Source organism: Pluralibacter gergoviae ATCC 33028 = NBRC 105706, from assembly GCF_001598855.1.
Taxonomy (GTDB): domain Bacteria; phylum Pseudomonadota; class Gammaproteobacteria; order Enterobacterales; family Enterobacteriaceae; genus Pluralibacter; species Pluralibacter gergoviae.
In genome coordinates this window covers 21,891-39,074 of the sequence record NZ_BCZS01000036.1, presented here as the reverse complement: position 1 = coordinate 39,074, position 17,184 = coordinate 21,891, and the positions used below count along the sequence as shown (strand labels likewise).

The window sequence follows — 17,184 nt, the reverse complement described above, 5'->3', positions numbered from 1 at the left end:
AATCATCGCCTTGGATGGATTCAGGTTCTTCACCGACTACTACTTCCTGTTTTTATCGGTGATGGATAAAACTTCTATAGTGCCTCTGCGCGGGCAGCTAACCCACGTCCTGCGCCATACATTTGCAACACAATTTATAATGTCAGATGGCAACATCCTTGCCCTTCAGAAAATCTTGGGCCACAACGACATAAAAAAGACCATACGTTATGCTCATTTGGCTCCTGATCACTTGGAAACTACTCTGCGTGTCAATCCTCTTGCCAAAATGTACAGTTGAAAATTTGTCCCTACCTAGCTAATATGTTAAATTCAAAGGACACTAAATTGAATACAATGAAAATAAATATACCATTAACTACTCTCGCCACTGGAATAGCCTTGCTTAGCGGGATAATATACATCTATGGATTATGGATTAGATTTGAGATTCCTACGAGTACCCTACTCAACTTTATAAATTTCTCTGACATTATAAAATCAAGCCTATACCCATTAGCTCTCATATCAATAATTATATTCATTGACATTCCAAAGTTTATAAAAGTACACAATGGCTCTCTGAGAGAGTCAAATAACAAAAAATCATGGGCAAATAAATCGAAGCTAAAGGATCGTATTGCTTTAATGATAATATTAGTTGGCATATGCATTCTCTACCTGTACGCCAAAGACTTTCCTAATGCGGCAAGTTTTGTTATTTTATTAATTACATTCTCTGCATCCTATTATATCAGCGACCTAGAATCCTTAATAAATATTCAGAGCAACATAAAAAATCACTCGATAAAAATAAGTTTACTAATCCCATTTTTTGCATTCCACTATGGCACTACCCAATCAGCTATAATAAAAGAGGATCCCGATGTGATGGTCATTGCCAAAGACTCACATTGTGAGAATCTTCCTCTTGCATTCATTGCTGCTTACAGCGATAAGGTTTTCGCTTACAACAAAACCAATAACTCCATTTGCATTGTTTCAGCCGATTCCGTTGAGTTAAACACATCGAAAAATCCTGAAAAGCAAAAGTCTTCGTAGATCTTGGGAAGCGTCAGTGGCGACAAAGTGGCGGCAGCGGTTGGCAGTACCCCGTAATCGCCACCTCTCACCACCAGACTAACTTATTGATTATCATACAAGTCATTGTTTTCAATAACCTATTTACATAAATGTTTTTTTGTTGGCTGAATATTGCCATGTTTGCACTCCCCTTTACCGTGGAGATCGGGCACTTAGGCAATTACCTTATTAATCCTCATACAAACGTCGGTATATCTGCACAAAAACGCCTTTTGTTGAATGGAGATTGCCGACCGTAACCTCATCGTGGGTTGCCTGGCTTTCCCAACACTCGGCTTCAACATCACATGATTTCTGAGGTTCATAGCCCGCTGATGTCAGGTAGTTCCTGATACGCGACGTTTCAACAACACCATAAAACTTCACCGTGTAGACATTCGCTTCCGAGTCTGTAATCCTTCCAAACTCAAATTTATAATCACCTGATATTCTTGGTATTTTCTTTAGTAATTCAGGCGTGTAGTACTCATATGCCCGTTTATCTTGCTCGCTGTAATATGCGCTGCTGGCAAATTCCATCCTCAAATATGGCCAACCAACGACTAATGCAATGCCGGCAATGGTAAGTGCGCCTATCAAGCAAACGGTCGTTTTCCTCATAATCCCATCCTGCCGTTGCTGGCTCCCAGTATCAAAAATGTCCCATCGTGCTTAGGTAGGATCACGTTTCCGGACCGAAAATTGCTGACAGCGCTGACAACTACAATATCACACCCTCCTTGCTGCCTTCGCTGTAGTCTGATTTCGGAATTTATGCACCCTATCGCATTTCCAGATATCAACACTTATCGCCTCACCGCACATTGCGCTCAGCATCTTGCTTAATCATCAAGAGATGCCTATGATACCCTTCATTAGATACTAGTATGGTAGATTTCACCCACCATGACACCCACAGGTAAGGTAAACAGATTATGCAGATGACAATGCGCTGGTTTGGCCCCAAGGAAGACAAAATCCCGCTGGAGCATTTTCGCCAGGTCCCGGGCGTAGAAGGCGTCGTGGGCGCACTTTATGATGTGCCGGTCGGCGATGTCTGGCCGACGGATAAAATCGAGGCGCTGGTCGGTCAGGCCCGCGCCGCGGGCCTGACGATGGAGGTTATCGAGAGCGTTAACATCCACGACGATATTAAGATTGGCGCGCCGAGCCGCGACCGCTACATCGACAACTATAAGCAGACCATCCGCAACCTGGCGCAGTACGGCGTTAAGGTCATCTGCTATAACTTCATGCCGGTCTTTGACTGGATGAAAACCGACATGAACTACGTTCTGCCGGACGGTTCGCTGACCATGGCGTTTGAGAAACACGGCGTCGATAAGTCGCTGGAAGAGGTGGTCAAAGAGGTGCTGGACAATTCCAACGGCTTTGCGCTGCCGGGCTGGGAGCCGGAGCGGCTGGCGAAGGTGCAGGAGCTGTTCGCCCGCTACGCCGACGTTGACGACGACAAACTGCGCGAAAACCTGTTCTACTTCCTGCGCGCGGTGATCCCGGTCTGCGAAGAGGTCGGCGTCAAGATGGCCATTCATCCGGACGATCCGCCCTATTCCATTTTTGGCCTGCCGCGCATCGTGAAGAATCACGCCGATCTGACGCTGATCTGCGATACCGTTAACTCACCGGCCAACGGCATTACCCTGTGCACCGGCTCGATCGCCGAAGATCCGGATAACAACGTCTACGAGATCCTCGCCGACCTGACCCGCCGCGGGCGCCTGCACTTTGCCCACGTGCGCAATATCAAGATAATCAAAGACAAAGACTTCTATGAGTCGGCGCATCCGTCGCAGTATGGCTCGCTGGATATGTTCCGGGTAATGAAAGCGCTGCACGATAACGGCTTTGACGGCTATATCCGCCCGGACCACGGCCGCTTTATCTGGGGCGAAACCGGCCGCCCGGGCTACGGCCTGTACGACCGCGCCCTCGGCGTTACCTACCTGCTGGGGCTGTGGGAGGCGCTGAAAAAAGCGAAGCAGTAAGCCAGCACTACCGGGACGTCAGGTCCCGGTAGCGGCACATCGGCGGTACGAACGCCTTCGGTTAAGGCCCCAATTTTGCTACGCTTAGGGCTTCTTCTGCTGCAAGGCTGTTAATGGATGACGACCCTCTCTTCCCGCAAGGCGCTGCGCCTGCGCATGTGCGCGCTGTTTATGTTTTTCTTTCTGCCCGGCCTGCTGATGGCCTCCTGGGCGACGCGAACCCCGGCTATCCGCGATACGCTGTCGGTCAGCACCGCCGGCATGGGCGTGGTGCTGTTCGGCCTCTCCATCGGTTCGATGAGCGGCATCCTCTGCTCCGCCTGGCTGGTCAGGCGCTTCGGCACCCGCCGGGTGATCCGCACCACCATGTCCTGCGCGGTGGTGGGCATGCTGGTGATGAGCCTCGCCCTGTCCCTGGCCTCCGCCCCGCTGTTCGCCTTTGGCCTGATGATCTTCGGCGCCAGCTTCGGATCGGCGGAGGTGGCCATTAACGTCGAGGGCGCGGCGGTGGAGCGGGAGATGAATAAAACCGTGCTGCCAATGATGCACGGCTTCTACAGCTTCGGCACGCTGGTCGGCGCCGGGATCGGTATCGCGCTGACCGCCGCCGGGCTGGCGGCGACCCTGCATACGCTGCTGGCGGCGCTGGTGTGCATCATCCCTATCGCCGTCGCCATCCGCGCCATACCCGACGGCACCGGCCAAAATAGTGCGGAGGGCAATAAGCACGCGGAAATGATGCGGCCCTTTTACCGCGACCGGCAGCTGATGCTGATTGGCGTCATTGTGCTGGCGATGGCCTTTGCCGAAGGCTCCGCCAGCGACTGGCTGCCGCTGCTGATGGTTGACGGCCACGGCTTCAGCCCTACCTCCGGCTCCCTGATCTACGCGGGCTTTACGCTCGGCATGACCGTCGGCCGCTTCGGCGGCGGCTGGTTCATCGACCGCTACAGCCGGGTGGTGGTGGTGCGCGCCAGCGCGCTGATGGGGGCGCTGGGCATCGCGCTGATTATCTTCGTCGACGTGGACTGGATTGCCGGGGTGTCGGTGATCCTCTGGGGCATGGGCGCCTCGCTCGGCTTCCCGCTGACCATCTCCGCCGCCAGCGATACCGGCCCCGACGCGCCGACCCGCGTCAGCGTAGTGGCGACCACCGGCTACCTGGCGTTCCTGGTGGGGCCGCCGCTGCTCGGCTTCCTCGGCGAGCACTACGGCCTGCGCAGCGCCATGCTGGTGGTGCTGGCGCTGGTACTCACCGCCGCGCTGGTCGCCAGGGCGGTGGCCAAACCTGAAACATCACCGGCAATGGAGAGCGCATCATGAGCATCAAGCTGATCGCCGTGGACATGGACGGCACCTTTCTTAACGATGAAAAGCGCTACAACCGCGAGCGTTTCCTCAATCAGTACCGGCAGATGAAAGCGCGGGGCATCCGCTTCGCGGTGGCCAGCGGCAACCAGTACTGGCAGCTTATCTCCTTCTTTCCGGAGATTGCCCACGAGATAGCCTTCGTGGCGGAAAACGGCGGCTGGGTGCGGGACGCGGGGGAAGACGTTTTTAACGCCGACCTGTCGCGGGCGCACTTCGCCCGCGTGGTGGCCTTTCTGCATACCCTGCCGGAGGTGGAAATTATCGCCTGCGGCAAGCGCAGCGCCTACACCCTCAGCGGCTATCGCGCCGCCCTGAAGGAGATCGCGGCGTGCTATTACCACCGCCTTGAGCTGGTGGACAACTTCGACAATCTCGACGACACCTTCCTCAAGTTCGGCCTCAACCTGCCGGACAGCCGCGTGCCGGAGATGCAGCAGATGCTGCGCGAGCGGCTGGGCGACATGGTGACGGCGGTGACCACCGGCCACGGCAGCATCGATCTGATTATTCCCGGCATCCACAAGGCCAACGGCCTGCGGCTATTGCAGGCGCGCTGGGGGATTGAAGATGATGAGGTAGTCACCTTCGGCGACAGCGGCAACGATCTGGAGATGCTGCGCCAGGCCCGCTTCGGATTTGCGATGGAAAACGCCAGCGCCGAGGCGAAGGCGGCCGCCCGCTACCTTGCGCCGGACAACAACCAGCAGGGCGTCCTGCAGGTCATTGACCGCATCCTCAACTGCGAGCCGCCGTTCGACTGAGTCCCCGACAGCGGCTAACGGTTGCCGCTGCCGACGCGCTTATCCTTAAGGAAATAAATAATCAGTCCCAGCCACAGCGCGCCGCTGAGCAGGTTAAACAGGCTGAACAAACCGCTGCCGCCCAGCTGATAGGCGTGCTTGCTGATTTCAATGCCGACGGTAAAGATAAGCATCTGCAGAACGCCCATCGCCGACGACACCGTACCTTTACTCATCTCGCTTGCAAACAGCGTCAGGCGCACCAGGCCCGCATTGGAGATACCAATGCCGAAGGCGTAAATGCTCAGCCCGGCGGTCATCCACAGATAGGCGTGAGACGAAACGACCGTTGCCAGCGCCGCCACCAGCAGGCCGGTCATCGCCGGCCAGCCGCCGGCGATAATCAGCCAGCGCACGCTGCAACGCGCCGTAAGTTTCGCCAGCACCAGATTGCCGGCGATCAGCGCGCCAAAGATAGGCACCTGCAGCATGCCGTACTCATAGCTGCTGGCCTGCTCGCCGCTGATGATAATCACCGGCGACTGGGCTATCCACGCCAGCAGCGGCAGGCTGATAAAGCCGGTCGCCAGCGCGCCCGCGACGAAGCGCAGGTTCTTCAGCACCAGCCCATAGTCGTGGCCAAGCTCCTTGAGCGACAGCCTTTCGCCAAGCCGGGTTGCGGTCTCCGGCATCGCCCGCTGCAGGCCGACAAAGGCCACCGCCGCCAGCGCGGCAAACAGCACAAACATGCTCTCCCACGACGCCGCGTGGACCCAGGCGGCGCCCACCAGCGGGCCGAGCAGCGGCGCAATCAGCGCCACGTTAGCCATCAGGGCGGTGATTTTAATACTCACCGCCTCTTCATAGGACTCCTGGATCGCCGCATAGCCCACCGCGCCGACAAAGCACAGTCCGCACCCCTGCAGGAAGCGCAGCAGGGTAAACTGTTCGATGTTCTGTACCAGCAGGGTAGCGAGGCAGGTGAGGATGAACCACACCACGCCCGCCAGCATCACCGGACGGCGGCCGACGCGGTCCGAGAGCGGCCCCAGCAGCCACTGCAGGAACATGCCCCCCGCCAGGTAGGCGGTCATTGAGGTCGGCACCCACTCGGTGCTGGCCTGAAACTCTGCCACCACCGCCAGCATGCCGGGCTGGATCATGTCGTTGCCGATATAGGTTGAAAACTCGTACAGGACGAGGCACAGCGGGAACAGCAGGGCCGAGCGGCCGAGCCGCTTGCCGGAAAGAGCGTGGTTTTGCATGAAATCTCTGAGTGAAAGTATAAAACGCCTGAAGTGTAATAAAGGATGTCTGCCGGAGATAGCGAAATCTCCACAAATCGCCGCCCGCAGGCACTTTTTCGCTACCTCAGCAGCCGGGGTGCAGCATATTGTCCCCATGAGGCGGCGCTGGCGCCCTTCATTCCCGCTGCCGTAACGTTATAATCATAACCTCCCGACAATTAAGATAAACTCCCTTTTCTTGCCGGTTAATGCTTTTTAAGCTGCCACATCATCATTTTGTAAGAGTCTGTCCGCTATGCTGGAAAATTTGAATTATTCGCTGTTTTACTGGATCAACGCGACGCCCGCCTCGCCGCAGTGGGCGATCGCCCTGGCCACGTTTATCGCGAAAGATATGATTTTACTGGTCCCCGCGCTGGCGGCCGCCATGTGGCTGTGGGGCCCCCGCCGACAGGTTAACGCCCGGCGCCACCTGGTGCTGAAAATGGCGATGGCGATAGCCTTCAGCCTTGTCCTCTCCTGGAGCATTGGACACCTGTTTCCGCACGCCAGGCCCTTTGCGATAGGCGCGGGCTACAACTTTCTGCACCACGCGGCGGACGACTCCTTCCCGAGCGACCACGGCACGGTGGCATTTACCTTCGGCCTCGCCTTCTTCTTCTGGCACCGCCGCTGGTCAGGCGCGCTGCTGCTGGTCGTGGCCGGGATGATTGCCTGGTCGCGTGTCTATCTCGGCGTACACTGGCCGCTGGATATGCTGGGCGGTTTTCTTGCCGGGCTCAGCGGCTGCCTCAGCGCCCAGCTGGCGTGGAACTTCTGCGGCGAGGCGCTGTACCGCCGCCTGTGCCGACTCTACCGCGTCTGCTTCGCCCTGCCCATCCGCAAGGGCTGGGTGCGTGACTAAGGCGCGCGGCGCAGGTAACATTCCCCACTGACCGCCTGCATGAGGCAGGCGCCAACGGGGTGATGATGCAACATGGAAACCAGACGCGATGAGCGAATCAGCCAGCTAGTCCAGGCGCTTAAGCGCAGCGACAGGCTGCATCTTAAAGAGGCCGCGGCCCTGCTCGGGGTCTCAGAGATGACCGTTCGCCGCGATCTCAGCAGCGCCCCCGGCCCGGTGCTGCTGCTGGGGGGCTACGTGGTGCTTGAAGCGCGCAGCGTCGGCCACTACCTGCTAAGCGATCAGAAAACGCGGCTGGTCGACGAGAAGCGGCTCGCCGGTCGCCGCGCCGCCGGCCTGCTCAAGCCCCACCAGATGGCCTTCTTTGACTGCGGCACCACCACGCCGTGGGTTATTGACGCTATCGACAGCGAGCTGCCCTTTACCGGCGTCTGCTACTCGCTCAACACCTTTCTCGCCCTGCAGGAGAAGCCGCTGTGCCGCCCTATCCTCTGCGGCGGCGAATTTCACGCCAGCAACGCCATCTTCAAACCGCTCAGCCCGCAGGACACCCTGAGCCACCTCTGCCCGGATATCGCCTTCTATTCGGCCGCGGGCGTCCACGCCCAGCAGGGCGTGACCTGTTTTAATCTCGATGAGCTGCCGGTAAAGCTGTGGGCGATGGCGCAGGCGCAGTTTCACGTGCTGGTGGTCGATCACAGCAAGTTTGGCAAAGTCAGACCGGCAAAGATGGGCGGGCTGGAGCAGTTTAACGCAATTGCCTGCGACCGCCGCCCGGAGTGCAGGCTGGCGGCGCAGGCGAAGCAGCACGGCATCGCGCTGCTGGCGGATTAATCAGGAAAACCAGCCGCCGAACCACTGGTGGAACTTCATCAGCACGAAGTCCATCATCCGGCTAAAGACGCCGCCCTCGTTCACGGCCTCCATCACCACCAGCGGGCGCTGCTCGATGGTTTTATCATTCAGCTTAAAGTCGATAGTGCCGACCACCTGGCCCTTTTTCAGCGGCGCGGTGAGCTGCGGCTCGCTGAGGGTGTAGCTGGCCTTGAGGTTTTTAAGCTGCCCCTTCGGCAGGGTTATCGACCCGGCATCTCCGGCGCCCAGCTTCGCCTCGCTGCTGTCGCCGTACCAGACCCGCTGTTCAACGAAGGTGGCATCCGGCTTAATCGGCGTCACGGTTTCGAAGAAGCGGAAGCCCCAGGTCAGCAGTTTTTCCGATTCGCTAAAGCGGATGCGGTCGGTTTTGGTGCCCAGCACCACCGCGATCAGGCGCATGTCGCCCTGGGTGGCGGAGGAGACCAGGTTATAGCCCGCTCCCGCCGTGGTGCCGGTTTTAACGCCGTCGGCGTTGAGGCTGGCGTTCCACAGCAGGCGGTTGCGGTTCTGCTGGCGGATTTTATTGAAGGTAAACTCTTTCTCTTTATTGACCGCATATTCGTCGGGCACGTCGCGAATGCTGGCCTTGGTCAGCAGGGCCATATCGCGGGCGGTGCTGAACTGCCCCGGCGCGTCGAGGCCGTGGACGGTTTTAAAGGTCGTGTTGGTCAGCCCCATTTTCTGCGCATAGCCGTTCATCAGGTTGATGAACGAGTCCTGGCTGCCGGCCACGTAGTCGGCAAGCGCGATGCAGGCATCGTTGCCGGACTGGATAATGACGCCCTTATTCAGATCTTCAACGGAAACCTGCATGCCGGGCTTGAGGAACATCACCGACGAGCCGCGCAGGGCCGGATTACCGGTCGCCCAGGCGTCTTTGCCGATGGTCACCATGTCGGTGAGCTTAATTTTATTGGCCTTCAGCGCCTGGCCGACCACATAGCTGGTCATGATTTTCGTCAGGCTGGCGGGATCGAGCTTTTCGTCCGCATTGCCCTCGCTGAGCACCTTGCCGCTGGCGTAGTCCATCAGGATCCAGGCTTTGGCATCGACGGCGGGCGCCGCGGGCATCGCAGCCTGATCGGCCGCCTGCGCGAGAGGGGAAACCAAAAACAGTAACAGTGAGCCTGCGGCGAAGCCGCGGGAGGAGATAACAGAACGCGTCATGAGAGCCACCCAAGTATCCATTTCAAAAACACGACGCCGCCGGCATCGAATAACCACCGGCGGTGAGTAATAACGCAGAAATGACCTTAAAGAAACAATGCGTTGGTAAAGTTTTTAAAGTTTACGCAAGAACGGCAGCTTGCGCTAAAAACAGGACAATTTTTTTGATCGCCGTTGCCTGAATCTTTAATTTCCCTCACCATAGCAGCAGCATTTTACGCCGTTAACCTTTTTGCAACCGGGAGTGCTTATGATCACGCTATGGGGCCGCAACAACTCAACAAACGTCAAGAAAGTGCGCTGGACTCTGGAGGAGCTGGACCTGCCCTACAACCAGATCCTCGCCGGACTGGAGTTCGGGCTGAACCACGAGGCGGAGTATCTGGCAAAAAATCCCAACGGCCTGGTGCCGCTGCTGATTGATGATGAAACCCAGACCACGCTGTGGGAGTCGAACAGCATCGTGCGCTACCTGGCGGCGCAGTACGGCATCAACCGCCTGTGGATTGACGCCCCGGCGCAGCGGGCGCAGGCGGAAAAGTGGATGGACTGGGCCAACGGCACGCTCTCCCCGGTGCACAGGATAATCCTGACCGGGCTGGTGAGAACGCCGCCGGCGCAGCGCGACGCGGCGGCCATTGAGGCCGCCATTGCGGAAGCGGAAGCGCTACTGGCTATTCTTGACGCCGCGCTGGGCGAGAGCGAATGGCTGTCGGGCGCAGAGTTCGGGGTTGGCGATATCGCCGTCGCGCCCTTTATCTGGAACATGATGGGCGCGGTCGACCGCTGGCAGCCGCACCCCAACCTGCAGCGCTGGTCGCAGCAGCTGTCGCGCCGCCCGGCCTACCAGAACGTGGTGATGATCCCGGTTACCTGAAGCCGGGCCGCGGACTGACCTTCAGCAGTTCGCCGTCGGACTCGTCGGTTAGCACGTACAGGTAGCCGTCGGGGCCGACCCGCACGTCGCGGATGCGCTGCCTGCGGTCGCCGAGAATGCGCGCCTCTTCGGTGATCCGGCTGCCGTCAACGTTCATCACGATCGCCGTATTGTCCTTCAGCGCGCCGATGAACAGCTTGTGCTGCCAGGCCGGGAAGGTCCTGGCGTTGTAAAACGCCATGCCGCTCACCGCCGGGGAGACTTTCCAGACAAACGCTGGCTGCTCGGCGCCCGCCAGCGTTTCGCCCTTCGCTTCGGGGATCGCCAGGCCGCTGTAGTTCACGCCGTGGGTGGCCAGCGGCCAGCCGTAATTCCTGCCTTTCTCCGGAATATTAATCTCATCGCCGCCGCGCGGGCCGTGTTCGGTGAGCCACAGGGCTTGGCTCCAGGGATTCATCGCCAGACCCTGCGGATTGCGGATGCCGTAGGCCCAGATTTCGGGCCGGGCGCCGGCCTTGCCGACGAAAGGATTATCCGGCGGCACCTCCCCCCGGTCGGTCAGACGCACCACCTTGCCCTGCAGTTTGTCCAGCGCCTGGGCGGTAATGCGCTGATTATTCTCGCCGAGGGCGATAAACAGATAGCCTTTACCGTCGAACGCCAGCCTGCCGCCGAAGTGGTTGCCGGTGGAGAGCTTCGGCATCTGGCGGAAGACGACCTTAAAGTCCGCTAATGTCCGCATATCGTCGCTGAGGCGCCCGTAGCCTACCGCCGTGCCCGCTTTGCCGTCGGGGCCGGCCTCGGCGTAGCTCAGCCAGACCCGCCGCGACCTGGAAAAGTCCGGCGCCAGCGCCACGTCCAGCAGCCCGCCCTGCCCCCGGGCCCACACCTTCGGCACGCCGGCAATCGGCGCCGACACGCCCTTGTTCTCTACCCAGTGCAGCAGCTCGCCGCCGCGCAGGGTAATCAGCGCCCCCTGCCCGTCCGGCAGAAAGGCCAGCGACCACGGGTGGTCAAGCTTGTCCTGCACCACCTCAACATCCACCTGTTGCTCCCCGGCCTGGGCGGCGGCGGTAAACAGCGTTCCCAGAAGTAAAGCACCCGTTGCATAGCGCATAGCTGACTCCTTGTTGAGCGAATGCGTTAAGGGTAGACAGGCGGGCCCGCGCCCGGCGGGACTTTTACGAAAACTTAACTGCCGGTGCATTATCTGTACGAAGCGGCGGGCAGAATTGAGCGCGGTAATGGCAGGATCTAACGGTGAAAACATGCTCCACAGAGGATTATCGATAGTATTGCTGATCTGCGCGCTCTTTTCCGGCCAGCTGCTGGCAAGCAGCAACGGCCACGCCTTCTATTCCGTGCAGAATCCCGACCACCAGCTGCGCCACGAGGCGGACAGCGATGAGATCCGCGGCCGCGCGCGGGACGCGGCGGATGAGCTGAGTGAAGACCATCATCAGCTCAAATCGCGCAGGCCGCCGCAACCCCTGCGCTGAGTCCCCGGCTACTGCAGCTGGCTCAGGATATGCCACGCCGCCGTGACCCGCTGCGGGTTGGGATAGTTTTTATTCGCCAGCATCACGATGCCGACCCGCCGTTCGGGAATCAAGGCGATGTAGGCGCCGAAGCCGTTGGTGCTGCCGGTTTTATGCAGCCAGCTGGCGGGCAGCGGCTCGCGCGCCGGCCGCAGCGGCTCGACTGACGCGGGCTTCAGCGCGATATCGTTGGCGCTGGCGGCAATCAGCCGCTCAGGGTTCACCGGCAGCGGCCAGCTCTCCCAGCCCAGCCCCTGGTACATCTCGCCCGCCCGGTAGTAGCCGCTCTGCGCCGCGCCGATGGCCTTTGCCAGCAGCGGATCGCGGTTTTTCAACCGCGGACCGTCGATATTGGCCTGCATAAAGGTCGCCATATCCGCCACCGTGGTCTTGATGCCGTAGGCCTCCGCGTCCAGCATACCGGGCGTGACGCGCAGCGGTTTACCGTCGCGGCCGTAGCCCCAGGCGTAATTGCTGGCCTCTGCGTCGGGCACCCGGAAGAAGGTGTGCTCAAGCTTAAGCGGCGTCAGCACGTGCTGCTGCAGATACTGCTCAAAGCCGAGGCCGCTCTTTTTCACCGCCAGCGCCCCGAACAGACCGATGCTGGCATTTGAGTAGCGGCGCATCGTTCCCGGCGGCCACTGCGGCTGCCAGCCCCGGTAGTAGTCCCACAGCTGCTTCTCATCTGTTACCGCGTCGGGCAGCTGCAGCGGCAGTCCGCCCGCCGTGTAGGTCGCCAGCTGCAGCAGGGTTATCTGCCGCCACTGGGCGCCCATGAGTTCCGGCCCGTATCCGGCGGCCGGATCGTTAAGATTCACCAGGCCGCTGGCGGCGGCATAGCCTCCCGCCGTACCGGTAAAGGTTTTGCTCACCGAGCCCAGTTCGAACAGCGTATCGCGGGTCACCGGCCGCTGCCGCGCAACGTCGGCCTGGCCGTAGGTGAAGAACCAGGGTTTGCCCTGATAAATTACCGCCACCGCCATGCCGGGGATCTGCTGCTGCTGCATCAGCGGGAGGATGGTTTCGCTGACCAGCGCCTGCAGCTGCGCGGGGGCAGCCGCCATCGCCGACGCCGGCAGCGCGCACAGGACGGCGGCGGCCAGCCGCCGCCAGCGCGGCCGGAGCCGCAGTCGATTATTCATTATGTTCTCCTTCATTTTGCCGCCGAGTGTACGTCCTGCGGCGGCGCGCTGCCAGGCGGCCGGCGGAAATAATCGCTAACGGTTAAAACGGAATGGTTATTATTGTTATGTTATAACATTTAAATTACGATACACATGCCGTCCCGAGGGACAATGAAGAAGCGAAGCGCCAGGAGCGATGATTTATGAGTGAACCGATCCACGCCGGCGGCGACCGCCGCCTGCCCGTCACCGTGCTGTCCGGATTTCTCGGCGCCGGCAAGACCACCCTGCTGAACCATATCCTCAACAACCGCGAGGGCCGCCGGGTGGCGGTTATCGTCAATGATATGTCGGAAGTGAATATTGACGCGGCCCTGGTGCGCGAAGGCGGCGCCGAGCTGTCGCGCACCGATGAAAAGCTGGTGGAGATGAGCAACGGCTGCATCTGCTGCACCCTGCGCGAAGATCTGCTGCTGGAGGTCAACCGGCTGGCGAAAGCGCAGCGCTTCGATCAGCTGGTCATCGAATCCACCGGCATCTCCGAGCCGCTGCCGGTGGCTGAAACCTTCACCTTCGACGACGATGAAGGCCAGAGCCTGTCCGACGTGGCCCGCCTCGACACCATGGTCACCGTGGTTGACGCCTACAACTTCCTGCGCGACTACGGCTCCGCCGACAGCATCCGCTCGCGCGGCGAATCGCTGGGCGACGAGGACGAGCGCAGCGTCGTCGATCTGCTGATCGACCAGATAGAGTTCTGCGATGTGCTGGTACTTAACAAGGTCGATCTGATCGACGAAGCGCAAAAAGAGACGCTGATGGCGATGCTGCACAAGCTCAACCCGCGGGCAAAAATCGTTATCGCGCAGTTCGGCCAGGTGCCGCTGGCAGAGGTGCTCGATACCGGCCTGTTTGATTTCGACCGCGCCGCCCAGGCCCCCGGCTGGCTGAAGGAACTGCGCGACGAGCATACGCCGGAGACCGAAGAGTACGGCATCACAAGCTTCGTCTTTCGCGCCCGCCGCCCGTTCCATCCCCGGCGCTTCTGGCAGCTGATGCAGCACGATCTCAGGGGCGTGGTGCGCTCCAAGGGCTACTTCTGGCTTGCCAGCCGCCCGCAGTACGCCGGCTCCTGGTCGCAGGCCGGCGGCGTCACCCGCCAGGGCCTCGGCGGCATGTGGTGGGCCAGCGTGCCGGAACACCGCTGGCCGACGGACCCCGAGTCGCTGGAATTTATTCGCTCAAAATGGATAGACGGCATCGGCGACGCCCGCCAGGAGCTGGTGTTTATCGGTATGGATATGGACGAAGCCGATCTGCGGTCAAGGCTCGACGCCGCCCTGCTCACCGACGCCGAGATGGCGAAAGGGCCGAAGGCGTGGCGGCACTATGACGATCCGCTGCCGGCCTGGTTTGCGGATTGAGTCACGGACCCGGGCCGGCGCTCCCGTGACCGCCCCTGCGAAGAGGAGATCTCCCGGCACGCCTTTTGCTTCCCCCTCCCCATCACAGCGTTTTGTGCAGGAGGAGACCATGCAGGCGATAGACTATCTCTATGCCAGCCGGGAAAGCGAAATTGCCAGCCTGCGGAGGCTGCTGCTTACCGGTGAGTTCATCACCAGAATCAGCGAGTTAATACATCTCCTTCAACGTGAGAGAGGGGTGAGCAATATCTGGCTGTGCTCCGGCGGGCAACGCTTTGGCGATGAACTTGCCGATCGCGCCCGCGATGCCGACCGCGGCCAGCAGCAGATGATGCAGGTCCTGCCGCCGACCCAGCCGCAGCCGGGCTACAGCCGCTTTTGTCTGCTGATTGCCGCCGGATTACAGGCGCTGGAGGGACTGCCCGAGCTGCGCGCGCAGATCGCGAACCAGAGCATTTCGCATACCCGGGCGATGGACGCCTTTAATCATATTATTCGTACGCTGCTCAATCTGGTGTTTGAAGCCGCGGATACCGCCAGCGAGCCAGAAATTTCGCAGGCGCTGATTGCCCTGTTCAGCTTTATGCAGGGAAAAGAGCTGGCGGGACAGGAGCGGGCGACGGGATCGGCCGGGTTTTCCGTCGGCCATTTTACCCCGGAACAGCGCCAGCACATGCAGGAGCTGATTGAGGCGCAGGAGCAGAGTTTCGCGACATTCAGCCAGTTTGCCGACGCGCAGAACCTGCAGCGCTGGCAGCAGATTGCCGATACGGGCAGCGAAATAGAGCGGCTTCGCCGGATTGCCTGCACCGGCGGACGGCACGGTGAGGACGGCGTGTTGACCTGGTTTCGTCTGCTGACGGCGCGGCTGGATAATATGAAGCTGATTGAAGATAGCCTGAGCCGCCTGTTAATGGCGTGCTGCCGCCGGGCGATAGCCTCCACCCAGCGCCAGCCCCTTCCCTGCGGCACGCTGACCGACAAAACGGAATTTACCCTCTACGTAGCGGGCGCCAATTGGCTGGGCGGGCAGGATACCGCCCTGAGCAGCAGCGGCCTCGCGCCGCAGCTGGGGCGAACGGTGCTGTCGATGATCGGCGAGCAGGCAAAGCGCCTGCAGGTCCAGGCCGATGAACTCGCCAGTATGCGGGCCTCGCTGAATGAGCGTAAGACCATCGATCGGGCGAAAGCCTGGCTCATGCAGCAGCACGGCTACAGCGAACAGGAGGCCTGGCAGATCCTGCGCAAAGGCGCGATGAACCAGAATAAACGGATACTGGAGATCGCGCAGGCTATCCTGGCGGTGGCGGCCACGCTGGACCCGTAATCCTTCGGGAGTATATGCACAGGAAGTGTGCGTATTCTGCGTTAGCACAGTGCATATCGCCGCTGGCCGCGGCGCTGTTTCCGCCAACTCCCTGAATTAGCACGCCCCACAGATCTGGCATCCTATTTGCAATTCTCCTGACATAGCGCATCGATCCTGCCAACGGCGGCAGAAGCGATGTTGTGGATAAAGGCGTCCGGCCCCGTGCGAAAGCATGCGGGAGGACGCCTTTTTTTATTTTTATTTTTCAGGATCCAGCAAATGAGCAAAACGCGGTTTTCAATTTCCCGCCGTCATTTTCTGCTCGGCGGCGCGGCGGTGGGCGGGAGCTATCTGTTGCCCGGTTTAGCGAATACCGTCTGGGCTGCGGGCAGCGATGCGCCGGAAAAAAGCACGGTAAAGGTAGGATTTATTCCTCTGACCGACTGCGCGCCCGTGGTGATGGCCGCTGTGAAGGGATTTGATAAAAAGTATGGCCTCACTCTGCAGCCCAGCAAAGAAGCAAGCTGGGCCGCCGTGCGCGATAAACTCACCTCCGGCGAGCTGGATGCTTCCCATGCCCTGTACAGCATGATCTACGGCCTGCAACTGGGGGTAGCGGGGCCGCAGCATGATATGGCAAACCTGCTAACGCTCAATAACAATGGCCAGGCGATCACGCTGGCAAATCAGCTCAAAACCCGTCAGGTAACGGATGCAGAGGGCCTGAAAAAGCTGATCGACGGCAGCGCCAAAGGGACCTATACCTTTGCGCACACCTTCCCCACCAGCACGCACGCCATGTGGCTTTATTACTGGCTGGCGAACGCCGGGATCAATCCCTTTGAGGATGTGCGCACCGTGGTCGTGCCGCCGCCGCAGATGGTCATGAACATGAAAATCGGCAACATGAGCGGATTTTGCGTCGGCGAACCGTGGAATCAGCGCGCCATTGCGGACGATATCGGCTTCACCGTCGCCACCAGCCAGAAAATCTGGCCCGATCACCCGGAGAAAATTCTCGCCACCCGGTCGCAGTGGGTGGCAGAAAATCCCCATACCGCCCGCGCGCTGACGGCCGCGGTGCTGGAGGCCGCCCGCTGGATCGATGCCTCAGACGAAAACCGGCGCGAAACGGCAAAAACCCTCGCGGACCGCGCGTGGATAAACACCAAACCGGAGATGCTGGAAGGCCGCATGCTCGGCCAGTACCAGAACGGCCTCGGGCAGCAGTGGCAGGATCCCCACGCGATGCGCTTCTTCCGCGATGGCGAAGTCAGCTTTCCGTGGCTCTCTGACGGCATGTGGTTCCTGACGCAGCTCAAGCGCTGGGGGATGCTGAAAGCGGATCCTGACTATCTCGCTGTGGCGAAAAAAATTAACCGTATCGATCTCTATAAGCAGGCTGCCAGCGCGGTCGGCGGGATTTCTGTACCCGGCAGCGCGTTGCGCAGCAGCACGCTTTTCGACGGAAAAGTGTGGGACGGCAGCAACCCGGCCGCCTACGCCGCCAGTTTTGCCGTTCACCATTAAGAGGACTTG

The 17,184-nt window shown here is 59.8% G+C and carries 17 protein-coding genes; 12 read left to right on the top strand and 5 right to left on the bottom strand.

What is annotated here, in order from left to right; all coding sequences use genetic code 11:
• Window positions 1-280 (top strand): tyrosine-type recombinase/integrase (locus tag ENGE1_RS22725; RefSeq protein WP_155731567.1); only part of this gene is annotated, 280 nt, incomplete at its 5' end.
• A 47-nt stretch (window positions 281-327) separates the two neighbouring features.
• Entirely contained in the window at window positions 328-1,041 is a 714-nt protein-coding gene (locus ENGE1_RS22720) for a hypothetical protein (RefSeq protein ID WP_146144439.1), read from the top strand.
• A gap of 210 nt (window positions 1,042-1,251) precedes the next feature.
• On the opposite strand, the gene ENGE1_RS22715 is transcribed toward ENGE1_RS22720, so the two are convergent.
• The gene (locus ENGE1_RS22715; RefSeq protein WP_048252331.1) at window positions 1,252-1,683 is read right to left on the bottom strand and encodes a hypothetical protein; all 432 of its coding nucleotides are present in this window, start codon (window positions 1,681-1,683) and stop codon (window positions 1,252-1,254) included.
• Between the two features lie 314 nt (window positions 1,684-1,997).
• On the opposite strand from ENGE1_RS22715, the gene uxuA reads away from it, so the two are divergent.
• From uxuA to ENGE1_RS22700, 3 genes are all read left to right on the top strand, one after another.
• Window positions 1,998-3,068, top strand: a complete 1,071-nt coding sequence (gene uxuA / locus ENGE1_RS22710; RefSeq protein ID WP_048252330.1) for a mannonate dehydratase — start codon at window positions 1,998-2,000, stop codon at window positions 3,066-3,068.
• A gap of 117 nt (window positions 3,069-3,185) precedes the next feature.
• A complete protein-coding gene (locus ENGE1_RS22705; protein ID WP_048252328.1) occupies window positions 3,186-4,391 on the top strand; it encodes an MFS transporter in 1,206 nt (401 codons plus the stop codon).
• Window positions 4,388-5,200: a Cof-type HAD-IIB family hydrolase gene (locus ENGE1_RS22700; protein WP_048252327.1), complete on the top strand. Its 813-nt coding sequence runs from the start codon at window positions 4,388-4,390 to the stop codon at window positions 5,198-5,200. The genes ENGE1_RS22705 and ENGE1_RS22700 overlap by 4 nt, the downstream gene beginning before the upstream one ends.
• 14 nt (window positions 5,201-5,214) lie before the next feature.
• Here the strand turns inward: ENGE1_RS22700 and ENGE1_RS22695 are convergent, their stop codons facing one another.
• The gene (locus tag ENGE1_RS22695; RefSeq protein ID WP_048252326.1) at window positions 5,215-6,444 is read right to left on the bottom strand and encodes an MFS transporter; all 1,230 of its coding nucleotides are present in this window, start codon (window positions 6,442-6,444) and stop codon (window positions 5,215-5,217) included.
• 277 nt (window positions 6,445-6,721) lie between these two features.
• On the opposite strand from ENGE1_RS22695, the gene ybjG reads away from it, so the two are divergent.
• Both ybjG and deoR read left to right on the top strand, forming a co-directional pair.
• A complete protein-coding gene (ybjG, locus tag ENGE1_RS22690) occupies window positions 6,722-7,330 on the top strand; it encodes an undecaprenyl-diphosphate phosphatase (RefSeq protein ID WP_043084909.1) in 609 nt (202 codons plus the stop codon).
• Window positions 7,331-7,402: 72 nt separating this feature from the next.
• Window positions 7,403-8,164, top strand: coding sequence for a DNA-binding transcriptional repressor DeoR (gene deoR, locus ENGE1_RS22685; RefSeq protein ID WP_043084910.1), 762 nt, complete (start codon window positions 7,403-7,405; stop codon window positions 8,162-8,164).
• Here the strand turns inward: deoR and dacC are convergent, their stop codons facing one another.
• Window positions 8,165-9,373: a serine-type D-Ala-D-Ala carboxypeptidase gene (gene dacC, locus ENGE1_RS22680; protein WP_043084911.1), complete on the bottom strand. Its 1,209-nt coding sequence runs from the start codon at window positions 9,371-9,373 to the stop codon at window positions 8,165-8,167.
• Between the two features lie 250 nt (window positions 9,374-9,623).
• Between dacC and ENGE1_RS22675 the strand changes: the two genes are divergently transcribed.
• Window positions 9,624-10,250, top strand: a complete 627-nt coding sequence (locus ENGE1_RS22675; protein WP_048252325.1) for a glutathione S-transferase family protein — start codon at window positions 9,624-9,626, stop codon at window positions 10,248-10,250.
• Here the strand turns inward: ENGE1_RS22675 and ENGE1_RS22670 are convergent.
• Complete coding sequence (locus tag ENGE1_RS22670) at window positions 10,243-11,367, bottom strand: PQQ-dependent sugar dehydrogenase (protein WP_048252324.1); 1,125 nt, start codon at window positions 11,365-11,367, stop codon at window positions 10,243-10,245. The genes ENGE1_RS22675 and ENGE1_RS22670 overlap by 8 nt on opposite strands.
• 151 nt (window positions 11,368-11,518) lie before the next feature.
• Here ENGE1_RS22670 and ENGE1_RS22665 point away from each other — a divergent pair, with 151 nt between their 5' ends.
• Window positions 11,519-11,749: a DUF2554 family protein gene (locus ENGE1_RS22665; protein WP_064360766.1), complete on the top strand. Its 231-nt coding sequence runs from the start codon at window positions 11,519-11,521 to the stop codon at window positions 11,747-11,749.
• Window positions 11,750-11,757: 8 nt separating this feature from the next.
• Here ENGE1_RS22665 and ampC read toward each other — a convergent pair whose 3' ends face one another.
• Window positions 11,758-12,930, bottom strand: a complete 1,173-nt coding sequence (gene ampC / locus ENGE1_RS22660) for a class C beta-lactamase (RefSeq protein WP_048252323.1) — start codon at window positions 12,928-12,930, stop codon at window positions 11,758-11,760.
• 185 nt (window positions 12,931-13,115) lie between these two features.
• Here ampC and zigA point away from each other — a divergent pair, with 185 nt between their 5' ends.
• From zigA to ENGE1_RS22645, 3 genes are all read left to right on the top strand, one after another.
• Window positions 13,116-14,336: a zinc metallochaperone GTPase ZigA gene (gene zigA, locus ENGE1_RS22655; protein WP_048252322.1), complete on the top strand. Its 1,221-nt coding sequence runs from the start codon at window positions 13,116-13,118 to the stop codon at window positions 14,334-14,336.
• A gap of 109 nt (window positions 14,337-14,445) precedes the next feature.
• Window positions 14,446-15,663: a nitrate regulatory protein gene (locus ENGE1_RS22650; RefSeq protein WP_048252321.1), complete on the top strand. Its 1,218-nt coding sequence runs from the start codon at window positions 14,446-14,448 to the stop codon at window positions 15,661-15,663.
• Window positions 15,664-15,924: 261 nt separating this feature from the next.
• Entirely contained in the window at window positions 15,925-17,175 is a 1,251-nt protein-coding gene (locus tag ENGE1_RS22645; protein WP_048252320.1) for a CmpA/NrtA family ABC transporter substrate-binding protein, read from the top strand.
• Window positions 17,176-17,184 lie beyond the last annotated feature (9 nt).

Coding starts and splice junctions, on each gene's coding strand:
- ENGE1_RS22715 (WP_048252331.1), bottom strand. CDS start 1,683: ATGAGGAAAACGACCGTTTGCTTGATAGGCGCACTTACCATTGCCGGC.
- uxuA (WP_048252330.1), top strand. CDS start 1,998: ATGCAGATGACAATGCGCTGGTTTGGCCCCAAGGAAGACAAAATCCCG.
- ENGE1_RS22705 (WP_048252328.1), top strand. CDS start 3,186: ATGACGACCCTCTCTTCCCGCAAGGCGCTGCGCCTGCGCATGTGCGCG.
- ENGE1_RS22700 (WP_048252327.1), top strand. CDS start 4,388: ATGAGCATCAAGCTGATCGCCGTGGACATGGACGGCACCTTTCTTAAC.
- ENGE1_RS22695 (WP_048252326.1), bottom strand. CDS start 6,444: ATGCAAAACCACGCTCTTTCCGGCAAGCGGCTCGGCCGCTCGGCCCTG.
- ybjG (WP_043084909.1), top strand. CDS start 6,722: ATGCTGGAAAATTTGAATTATTCGCTGTTTTACTGGATCAACGCGACG.
- deoR (WP_043084910.1), top strand. CDS start 7,403: ATGGAAACCAGACGCGATGAGCGAATCAGCCAGCTAGTCCAGGCGCTT.
- dacC (WP_043084911.1), bottom strand. CDS start 9,373: ATGACGCGTTCTGTTATCTCCTCCCGCGGCTTCGCCGCAGGCTCACTG.
- ENGE1_RS22675 (WP_048252325.1), top strand. CDS start 9,624: ATGATCACGCTATGGGGCCGCAACAACTCAACAAACGTCAAGAAAGTG.
- ENGE1_RS22670 (WP_048252324.1), bottom strand. CDS start 11,367: ATGCGCTATGCAACGGGTGCTTTACTTCTGGGAACGCTGTTTACCGCC.
- ENGE1_RS22665 (WP_064360766.1), top strand. CDS start 11,519: ATGCTCCACAGAGGATTATCGATAGTATTGCTGATCTGCGCGCTCTTT.
- ampC (WP_048252323.1), bottom strand. CDS start 12,930: ATGAATAATCGACTGCGGCTCCGGCCGCGCTGGCGGCGGCTGGCCGCC.
- zigA (WP_048252322.1), top strand. CDS start 13,116: ATGAGTGAACCGATCCACGCCGGCGGCGACCGCCGCCTGCCCGTCACC.
- ENGE1_RS22650 (WP_048252321.1), top strand. CDS start 14,446: ATGCAGGCGATAGACTATCTCTATGCCAGCCGGGAAAGCGAAATTGCC.
- ENGE1_RS22645 (WP_048252320.1), top strand. CDS start 15,925: ATGAGCAAAACGCGGTTTTCAATTTCCCGCCGTCATTTTCTGCTCGGC.